At 61.1% G+C, this 10,277-nt stretch carries 8 protein-coding genes; all 8 read left to right on the top strand.

Annotated elements, in window-relative coordinates:
- Window positions 1–2,358 (top strand): calcium-binding protein (locus tag K5E37_RS05685; RefSeq protein ID WP_221533351.1); only part of this gene is annotated, 2,358 nt, incomplete at its 5' end.
- 97 nt (window positions 2,359–2,455) lie between these two features.
- Window positions 2,456–4,489: a calcium-binding protein gene (locus K5E37_RS05680; RefSeq protein WP_085605741.1), complete on the top strand. Its 2,034-nt coding sequence runs from the start codon at window positions 2,456–2,458 to the stop codon at window positions 4,487–4,489.
- A gap of 246 nt (window positions 4,490–4,735) precedes the next feature.
- Window positions 4,736–5,509, top strand: coding sequence for a glucose-1-phosphate cytidylyltransferase (gene rfbF / locus K5E37_RS05675; RefSeq protein ID WP_085605742.1), 774 nt, complete (start codon window positions 4,736–4,738; stop codon window positions 5,507–5,509).
- Complete coding sequence (gene rfbG / locus K5E37_RS05670) at window positions 5,491–6,573, top strand: CDP-glucose 4,6-dehydratase (protein ID WP_221533350.1); 1,083 nt, start codon at window positions 5,491–5,493, stop codon at window positions 6,571–6,573. Before rfbF ends, rfbG begins: the two co-directional genes overlap by 19 nt.
- Window positions 6,570–7,130: a dTDP-4-dehydrorhamnose 3,5-epimerase gene (gene rfbC / locus K5E37_RS05665; protein WP_007958330.1), complete on the top strand. Its 561-nt coding sequence runs from the start codon at window positions 6,570–6,572 to the stop codon at window positions 7,128–7,130. The genes rfbG and rfbC overlap by 4 nt, the downstream gene beginning before the upstream one ends.
- Entirely contained in the window at window positions 7,127–8,353 is a 1,227-nt protein-coding gene (locus K5E37_RS05660) for a class I SAM-dependent methyltransferase (protein WP_221533349.1), read from the top strand. The genes rfbC and K5E37_RS05660 overlap by 4 nt, the downstream gene beginning before the upstream one ends.
- Window positions 8,350–9,201, top strand: coding sequence for an NAD(P)-dependent oxidoreductase (locus tag K5E37_RS05655; RefSeq protein WP_221533348.1), 852 nt, complete (start codon window positions 8,350–8,352; stop codon window positions 9,199–9,201). Before K5E37_RS05660 ends, K5E37_RS05655 begins: the two co-directional genes overlap by 4 nt.
- A complete protein-coding gene (locus K5E37_RS05650) occupies window positions 9,198–10,271 on the top strand; it encodes a class I SAM-dependent methyltransferase (RefSeq protein ID WP_221533347.1) in 1,074 nt (357 codons plus the stop codon). Before K5E37_RS05655 ends, K5E37_RS05650 begins: the two co-directional genes overlap by 4 nt.
- The last annotated feature ends 6 nt before the right edge of the window (window positions 10,272–10,277 follow it).

The following is a 10,277-nucleotide window of genomic DNA, read 5'->3' as shown; positions in this document are numbered from 1 at the left end:
TTCAAGACCGGGGTCAATTCCGGGATCGCAGCGGGGGATACCTACACCGACATCGAGGTGATCAAGGGATCGAGCGTCAATGACATCTTTGTTGCCGACAGCCGGGTGTTTGCTTTTGACGGTAGTGGCGGAGCGGCTGACGTGGTGGATTACTCGACGTCTGCCGAGGCGATCAATGTCGAACTCGTAGCCAGTGGCACCAGTCGTGCCGGCATCGGTGGTGATGCTCAGGGCGATACCTTGACCAGCATCGAGAAGGTGATTGGCACGGCCTTCAACGACACGTTCAACGTCGCGGGCGCGACCGTGACCGTCGAAGGCGGTGCAGGTGACGATGTTTACATCATCAACGGTACGCGGGTCGCCACGGTGATCGAGCAGGCTGGCGGCGGAAATGACGAGGTCCGTACCAATTATGAAGTTCAATACCTGTCGGCCAACGTCGAACGACTGACCTATACCGGAACCGTCAACTTTTCCGGATTTGGCAACGCCAGCGATAACATCATCACGGGCGGCATCGGTAACGATATTTTCCAGGGCGGCGCTGGCGCGGACCAATTCATCGGTGGTGCGGGCAGAGACACCGTGGACTACACCGACAGCACCGTGGGTGTAACGCTCAACTTCAAGACCGGGGTCAATTCCGGGATTGCAGCGGGGGATACCTACACCGACATCGAGGTGATCAAGGGATCGAGCGTCAATGACATCTTTGTTGCCGACAGCCGGGTGTTTGCTTTTGACGGTAGTGACGGGCTGGCAGATGCGGTGGATTATTCAACGTCTGCTGAAGCGATCAACATCGAACTCGTAGCCAGTGGCACCGGCCGTGCCGGCATCGGTGGAGATGCTCAGGGCGACACCTTGACCAACATCGAGAAGGTGATCGGCACAGCGTTCAACGACACGTTCTATGTCGCGGGCGGGACCATGACCCTGGAAGGCGGTGCGGGTGACGATGTTTATTACATCAATGGCACCAATGTCAGCGAGGTGATCGAGAAGGTCGACGGTGGCATTGACGAGGTGCGTACGACATTCGGACAGCAAAGTCTGAGGGCTAACGTCGAAATTCTGACGTATACCGGTACTGGCGCCTTCACGGGCTACGGCAATGCGATCGACAACATCATCACCGGCGGTTCCGGCAACGACACGCTCTATGGCGGTGCCGGTGCCGACCGGTTCATCGGTGGAGCCGGATTCGACACGGTCGGCTACACCGACACCACCATCGGCGTGACCATCAACCTGAAAACCGGGATCCACTCCGGGATTGCAGCCGGTGATACCTACGTCAGCATCGAGGGATTGAGCGGCACGATAGCCGATGACATTTTCATCGCTGACAGCGCGGCCATGGCCTTTGACGGGTTGCTGGGCATGGACATGGTCAGCTACGAGCAATCCGATAGCGCTGTCACCATTGATTTGAAAACCAAGGTCAATGCGGGTGACGCGGCCGGCGATACCTACACCGGAATCGAGTTTTTCCAGGGCAGCAATTTCAACGACACCCTGTCCGGAACGGCATTCGGTGACAACTTCATCGGTGGCTCCGGTGCGGACCTGATCGATGGGCGTGAAGGGCATGACACCGCCTGGTACATCAACAGCAAGGCCGCTGTGAACATCAATCTGCAGACCAGCTTCAACGAAGGCGGCGATGCTCAAGGTGATGTGCTGCTCAATATCGAGCGAGTGATCGGCAGCCAATTCAACGATACGTTGACCGGAAGTTCGGCCGTCGATTTTCTTGAGGGCAACACCGGCAACGACGTGATTTATGGCGGCGACGGTGCCGACTTCATTTATGGAGGCCTGGTTTCCGTGGCCGGGCCGTTAGCCAGTTCGGCACCCAATGCAGGAGCTCAGGCTGACACGCTCTACGGCGGCAATGGCAACGACACGATTCTCACCGCGGCCAACGACACCGGCAGCCGCGCGTATGGCGAAGCGGGCGATGACACCATCACCGTGTTTCATGGCATGGCCGACGGTGGTGAAGGCAATGACAATCTGATACTGAAGTCCGGCGGTTCGGCCTTCGGTGGTGAAGGTGACGATACCTACACAATCGACACTTCGGCATTGGTCACCCTTCAGGACAACGGCACCAGCCGTGGCGACAAGATTGTGCTGTCGTACATTCGCGCTTCGGAACTGCAAGTCGACCGTGTCGGCGATGACCTCTATCTGCACCGTTACAGCGTTTCAGCCGGTCAGACGCCAGACGAGGGCGTGCGCCTGAAGGACTGGTTTGCCGGTTCCGACACCATCGAGCAGATCGTGACAGCCGATAAGCAGACCATCAATCTGCCGGCTAACAGTGATGCGTTCGCGATGTTTGGCTGACCACTGAATCGCACACCTGCAATCGCAATGCGGCTGCAGGTGTGCACTCGGCAGCTGAGGGATCAAACCGGTTTTCAACCACGCAAGGAAGTAGCAGATGTCAGTGATTTATGGAACGAGTGAAGCCGACCTCATGAGCGGCAGTGAAGGCAATGACGAACTCTACGGACTGGAGTCGGATGATCAGATCTGGGGGACCGCGGGGTCCGATCTGCTGGATGGCGGAGAAGGGTTCGATTCGGTGAGTTATCAGGTGATGCCGCAAGGCGTCAGCGTCGATTTCCGCGAGGGACTGGCCACTGTCTCCAAGGCGGGCGGCTCCGTCGATACCCTGGTTGGCATCGAAAAAGTCATCGGCAGCGCCCACGGTGACACCCTCGCCAGTTCGATCGCCGGCGTCACGCTGGCAGGCGATAACGGCGATGATGTGTACATCGTCGGCAGCGAAGGCGTGTCGATTATCGAAGACGAGTACGGCGGTTATGACGAATTGCGCACCAGCGTCAACATCCAGAAGATGGACCCGTTCCTCGACAAGATGACATTCACTGGCACCGGCGACTTCAAGGGTTACGGCAATGCCGGGGCGAACGTGATTATCGCAGGTGCCGGCAATGACATTCTGTGGGGCGGTGACGGTGGCGATCAGTTCTTTGGCGGTGAAGGATTCGACACCGTCAGCTACACCGACAGCCTTGAAGGCGTCAGTATCGAACTCTCCAGCATTTGGGGCGCCACCGGCATTGCATGGGGCGATACCTACTCGAGCATCGAGGCCGTGCAGGGTTCGAACTTCAACGATGTGATCTTCGCGGGCGCAAGCACGATGGTCATGGACGGTGCCGATGGCTTTGACGCCGTCGATTACAGCCCTTCCAACGATGCGGTCAGTATCGAGTTTCGTGATGGCAAGGGCTTCGGTTCCGGCGGTTACGCCGAAGGCGACACCTTTATCAATGTGGAAAAGGTTGTCGGAACGAACCTGGACGATCACTTCACCGCCAACTCCGGTGGCGTGACCTTCGAAGGTGGCTGGGGCAGCGACGTCTACACGATCAACAGCGAGGGTGTGACCATCATCGAGTCAGACTCAGGCATGGGTTATGACGAGCTGTACACCAGCCTGTCGGTCATGAAAATGGACCCGTTCATCGAGAAAATGACCTACACCGGCACGGCCGATTTCACCGGTTATGGCAACGATTCCGACAACCACATCTTCGGCGGCAGCGGCAATGACCTGTTCTACGGTGGCGCCGGACGGGATGTCTTCATCGGTGGCGCGGGAACGGACATCGTCAGCTATGACGACAGCGATACGGGTGTGGTGGTCAACCTGTGGAGGATTGGCCAGAACGGTACAGCTGAAGGGGACATGTATTACGACGTCGAAGGTCTGCAAGGCAGTCGTTTCAACGATGTGATGGATGCCGGCCGCGAGGACGCGATCCTGGAAGGTGGCAACGGCGACGATGTGATCAATGGCAACGATGGCAACGATCACCTCTACGGCGGACTGAAATCAGGTCTCGATGGAGATGTCGCGCAGGCCGACACGCTGTCTGGCGGCTCGGGCGATGATGTTATCGTCAGCGCCGTGAATGACCTGGGTACAGTGGCCCACGGTGATCAGGGCAGTGACACCATCACGGTCCACGACGGCAGTGCCTTTGGTGATGACGGTTATGACGTGCTCACCGGCACCGGCAATAGCTATCTGTTGTCCGGTGGCAGCGGCAACGACGTGCTGAACCTCAATCTCCCGGGGCAATCGGGCACTGGCGGCATCGCACTGGGCGGTATGGGTGACGATACCTACATCGTGAACACCACCGGGCTGGTAACGATTCAGGACGAAGGCTGGGACCTCAATGACACGCTGATCCTGAATACTGTCGCCAATCTCAGCCAGCTGAACGTCACTCGCATCGGTGATGACGCCTATCTGCATGGCACCAACGACGGCAGCGTCGGCGTTCCCGACAGCGGCGTGAAACTGCAAGGCTGGTACGCCGAGTCTGCCGGGTATCCCGGGTATGCCGGGTACAACAAAATCGAGCATCTGCAGACCGCTGACGGTCAGGTCTACGACCTGCCGGCCACGATCGATGGGTTCGCGATGTTTGGCTGATCCGCCCGATTGATTGAAGTAGCTTGATGAAGGGATGAGTCCGGCAACGGATTCATCCCTTTTTTCATGCCTGCATTTCCTCGCCGACGCGGTGCTGGCGGAGCTGGCGCGTTTCCTGCAAGTCCCCCTCAAATCGCCATAAAACGAGCGCTCGCGGTCATTCACCTGCGCCCGGACTGGCAAAGGTTCAGCCGCAAAGGCCTGCAGCAGCGAGGCCGAGCCCTGTGACGTAGAAGAGGGGAGACGATGAAGGCAGTTATTTTGGCGGGTGGCCTCGGCACGCGCATCAGTGAAGAGTCGCACCTCAAGCCCAAGCCGATGATCGAGATCGGCGGCAAGCCAATTCTCTGGCACATCATGAAGCAGTATTCCGCCCACGGAATCCACGACTTCGTGATCTGCCTCGGCTACAAGGGCTACGCGATCAAGGACTTCTTCGCCAACTACTTCCTGCACACCTCCGACGTCACGTTCGACATGCGCAACAACCGCATGGACGTGCACCAGAACTACAGCGAGCCGTGGAGCGTCACCCTGATCGACACCGGCGAGGAAACCATGACCGGTGGCCGTCTGCTGCGTGCCGGCCGTTACCTCAAGGATGAAGAGGCGTTCTGCTTCACCTACGGCGACGGCGTCTCCGACATCAACATTGCGCAACTCGTTGACTACCACAAGGGTCACGGCCGTCTGGCGACCGTCACCGCCGTGCAGCCGCCGGGCCGCTACGGCGCCCTTGAGCGCCATGGCGATCAGGTCCTCGGCTTCACCGAAAAACCGCGCGGCGACGGCGGCTGGATCAATGGCGGCTTCTTCGTGCTGTCGCCAAAAGTCCTGTCGTACATCGCCGGTGACGAAACCACCTGGGAAGCGGAGCCCCTGGCTCAGTTGGCCCAGGACGAACAACTCAAAGCCTTCGAACACGAAGGTTTCTGGCATCCAATGGATACCCTGCGCGACAAGAACCATCTCGAAGCACTGTGGCAGAGCGGGGAGGCCCCATGGAAGCAATGGGCCTGAGTCCTGAGTTCTGGCGCGGCAAGCGGGTTCTGGTCACCGGTCACACCGGTTTCAAGGGCAGCTGGCTGACCCTGTGGCTGCAAAGCCTCGGCGCGCAAGTCAGCGGTTTTTCCCTCGATCCGTCGACCGAGCCGAGCCTGTTCGAACTGGCGCGCGTGAGCGAAGGCATCAACGATCAGCGTGGCGACCTGCGTGACCTCGGCGCCTTGCTTGAGATCATCGCTGACACCGAGCCGGAGATCGTCCTGCACTTGGCAGCCCAGCCGCTGGTGCGCGAAGGTTATCGCGATCCGCTCGGCACTTATTCGAGCAACGTCATGGGCACCCTCAATCTGCTCGAAGCGATTCGTCAGGTCGGTTGCGTGCGGGCCTGCGTGCTGGTGACCACCGACAAGGTCTACGCCAACAAGGAATGGCTGTGGCCGTACCGCGAGGACGAAGCCCTCGGTGGACACGACCCTTACAGCAGCAGCAAGGCGTGCTGCGAGTTGCTGGCGCAGTCTTACGCGGCATCGTTCTTCCCGGCCGACAAGTACGCCGAGCACGGTCTGGCGCTGGCCACTGCGCGGGCCGGCAACGTGTTGGGCGGCGGTGATTTCGCTCCTGAACGGCTGATTCCCGATGTCCTGAAAGCCTGGTCGGCCGACGAGCCGGTGACCCTGCGTTACCCGCAAGCCGTGCGCCCGTGGCAGCACGCGCTGGAGCCGCTGGCCGGCTACCTGCAACTGGCCGCCGGGCTCTATGAAGAAGGCCCGGAATACGCTGGTGCGTGGAACTTCGGCCCGGGTGAAACGGACATGTGCAGCGTCGGCGAAGTGGTCGAACTGCTCGCCAACCGATGGCCTCAGGCCCGTGGCCTGCGCCTCGAAAAGAGTGACCTGCACGAAGCTGGTCTGCTGCGCCTGGACAGCAGCCGCGCCCGTCAGGTGTTGGGCTGGCAGCCGCGCTGGTCGTTGCAGCAATGCCTGACCCAGACCCTCGACTGGCACCTGGCGTGGCAGAACGGCGATGACATGCGCACCGTGACCCTCGGCCAACTGAACCTGTACCGGGGCGCGCTGTGAGCGAGTTTTCCTTGAAACCGTTGCCGCTGGCCGGGTTGTTCAGCGTCCAGCACAAACGCTTCGAAGATCAGCGCGGGCACTTCGCCCGGCTGTTCTGCGAAGGCAGCCTGAAGGCGTTCGGCAGTGAATTTCACATCCGCCAGATCAACCATTCCTGCACCCGCGAGAAGGGCAGTGTGCGCGGTCTGCATTACCAGAATGCCAACGCGCCGGAAGCCAAACTGATCACCTGCCTGCGCGGTGAGGTGTGGGACGTGGCGGTAGACCTGCGCCCGGACTCGGAAACCTTCCTGCACTGGCACGCCGAGCACCTGAAGGCCGGCGACGGACGCAGCCTGCTGATTCCGGCCGGCTTCGCCCACGGTTTCCAGACCCTCACCGAAGATGCCGAACTGCTTTACCTGCACAGCGCCGATTACGCGCCGGAGCACGAGGGCGGTCTGTCAGTGAACGATCCACGGCTGGCGATCGCCTGGCCGTTGCCTGTCAATAATTTGTCAGCCCGGGATTCCAGCCATCCCGCGCTCGATCAACACTTTGCTGGAGTGCGTCTATGAACTGCCGTGGGTGCGCCGCACCGCTGAGCTTGCCGCTGATCGATCTCGGCACCTCGCCACCGTCCAACGCCTATGTGCATGCCGATCGGCTGGAGCAGGCCGAACAATGGGTGCCGCTGAAGGTCGCCGTGTGCCAAGAGTGCTGGCTGGTGCAGACCGAGGATTACACCAGCGCCGACAGCCTGTTCGACGCCGAGTACGCCTACTTCAGTTCGTTCTCCAGCACCTGGCTGGCCCACGCCGAGCGTTATGTGGCCGAGATGGTCGAGCGCTTCGGCCTGACCGCCGACAGTCGGGTGGTGGAAGTCGCGGCCAACGACGGCTACCTGCTGCAATACGTGGCCGGTCGCGGCATCCAGTGCCTGGGCGTCGAGCCGACCCGCAGCACCGCGCAGGCGGCACGGGAAAAAGGCCTGGAGATCCGTGAACTGTTCTTCGGTCGCGACACCGCCGCCCAGCTGAAAAGCGAAGGCTGGGCCGCCGACCTGATGGCCGCCAACAACGTGCTCGCTCACGTGCCGGATATCAACGATTTCCTCGGTGGTTTCGCCACGCTGCTCAAGTCGACCGGCGTCGCCACCTTCGAATTCCCGCAACTGCTGACGCTGATGGCGGGCGCGCAGTTCGACACGCTGTATCACGAACACTATTCGTACCTGTCCCTGACTGCCGTGCAGACGCTGTGCGAACGCAACGGCCTGGAAGTGTTCGACGTCAGCCAGCTGACCACCCACGGCGGATCGCTGCGGGTGTTCGTCCAGCGCAAGGATGGCGAACGCCGCGCCGTGCAGCCGGCCGTGCAACAGCAGTTGCAGGCCGAACTCGATGCCGGGGTGAAAACCACCGGGTACTACGCGACGCTGGCGCCGGCCGCCGAGCGCATCAAGCATGACCTGCTGCGTTTCCTGTTGCAGGCCAAGGCCGACGGCAAACGTGTGGTCGGTTATGGCGCCGCTGCCAAGGGCAACACCTTGCTCAACTACGCCGGGGTCAAACCGGATCTGCTGGCCTGGGTCGCCGATGCCAACCCGCACAAGCAGGGCAAGTTTCTGCCGGGCAGCCGCATCCCGATTGTCGCGCCGGCGCAGATCGATATCGAGAAGCCGGATTACGTGCTGGTGCTGCCATGGAACCTGTTGCACGAAGTCAGTCAGCAACTGGCCCAGGTGCGTGAGTGGGACGGTCGCTTCGTGATCGCCGTGCCTGAGTTGAGCGTGCTGTGAAGGTTCTGGTCACCGGGGCCACGGGTTTCGTCGGTCGGCATCTGGTCGCAGCGTTGCTGGCCCGTGGCTGCACGGTGCGGGCGGTTGCGCGCGACGCGCAGAAAGCCGCGGACATGCCGTGGATCAATGACGTCGAGTTCGTGAGCGCGGATATTCACGCGACGGATCTGGATGTCGCGGCGCTGACCGATTGCGTCGATGCACTCGCGCACCTGGCCTGGCCGGGGTTGCCAAACTATCGGGCGCTGTTCCATTTCGAGCACAACCTGATGGCCGACTATCGCTTCATCAAAGGCGCGGTAGAGGCGGGCGTGAAGCAGGTGCTGGTGACCGGCACCTGCTTCGAATACGGCATGCAGAGCGGCCCGCTGAGCGAACAGAACGACGCGCAGCCGGCCAATCCTTACGGTCTGGCCAAACACACCCTGCACCTGTTTATGCAGAATCTGCAGCAGGAGCATTCGTTCACCCTGCAGTGGGCACGGCTGTTCTACCTGCACGGCGCCGGGCAGAACCCCAACAGTCTGTTGGCGGCGCTGGACCGGGCAATCGATGCCGGCGATGCGACGTTCAACATGTCGGCCGGTGAACAGCTGCGGGACTTCCTGGCGATTGAAACAGCCACCGCGTACCTCGCCGCGATCCTGCACAAACGCGATTTCGACGGCACGATCAACTGCGCCAGCGGCCAGCCGGTTTCGGTGCGGGCGCTGGTCGAAAAGCGCGTGCGTGAGCGCGGCGCGACCATCGGCCTGAACCTCGGCCACTACCCGTATCCGACCCACGAACCGCTGGCGTTCTGGGCGGTGACCGAGCGCTTGCAACAGTTATTGGGAGAGCCGCAATGAGGCACGAGTTGTATCGGGTCACCGACCTGCCGGTGCTGCAGAACCGTACCTTTGCCGATCCCGAATCGGCGAAGGCATCGGCCAGCGCCGACATGTTGCTGGTGCAGGATGAGCGCAGCGGTCTGATCTTCAATGCGGCGTTCGACGCCGACAAGCTCAGCTACGACGCCGACTACCAGAACGAACAGGCGCATTCCGGCCAGTTCCAGAAGCACCTGAGCGATGTCGAAGGCATCATTGCCCGGCACTTCAAGGGCCAGGAACTGATCGAAGTCGGCTGCGGCAAGGGTTATTTCCTGGAGCTGCTCAAGGGTCAGGGCTACCGCATCACCGGCATCGACCCGGCCTACGAAGGCGAGAACGCCGACGTGATCAAGGCGCCGTTCAACCGTGGTCTGGGACTTGAGGCGGACGCCATCGTGCTACGTCATGTGCTGGAACACATCCAGGATCCGCTGAGCTTTCTGGCGGTGATCGCCGAAGCCAATCAGGGCGGCGGGCAGATCTACATCGAAGTGCCGTGCTTCGACTGGATCCTTGAACACCGCGCCTGGTTCGACCTGTTCTACGAGCACGTCAATTACTTCCGCCTCGATGACCTGCGCCGGATGTTCGGCACCGTGCACGAGGCCGGTCACCTGTTCGGTGGCCAGTACCTGTACATCGTCGCTGACCTCGCCACGTTGCGCCTGACCCCGGAACAATCGGTGCCGCGCCTGGCCTTGCCGGACGATTTCACCGCCAGCCTCGAGCGCGCGGTGCAGATCATCCAGGGCGCGCCCGAGCAGGGTTCGGCGATCTGGGGCGCCTCGTCAAAAGGCGTGATCTATTCGCTGTTCCTGCAACGCGCCGGCGTGGCGGTGGATCGCGTGGTCGATATCAACCCGGCCAAGCAGGGGCGTTACCTGCCCCTGAGCGGTGCCCGGGTGTCCTCGCCGCAAGAGGCGATGGACGCCTTGCCCGAGGGCGCCAACCTGTTTGTGATGAATTCCAATTACCTCGAAGAGATCAAGCGGATGACCGGTGGACGTTACGTCTATCACGCCGTCGACAGCGCTTCGTTCCAGTGACCCTTG

Origin of the sequence: Pseudomonas sp. RIT778, from assembly GCF_019718735.1 — a bacterium.
GTDB classification, from domain to species: Bacteria; Pseudomonadota; Gammaproteobacteria; order Pseudomonadales; family Pseudomonadaceae; genus Aquipseudomonas; species Aquipseudomonas aphyarum.
Note: the sequence above shows the minus strand (reverse complement) of the source record. Positions and strands in the feature narration are given on the sequence as shown.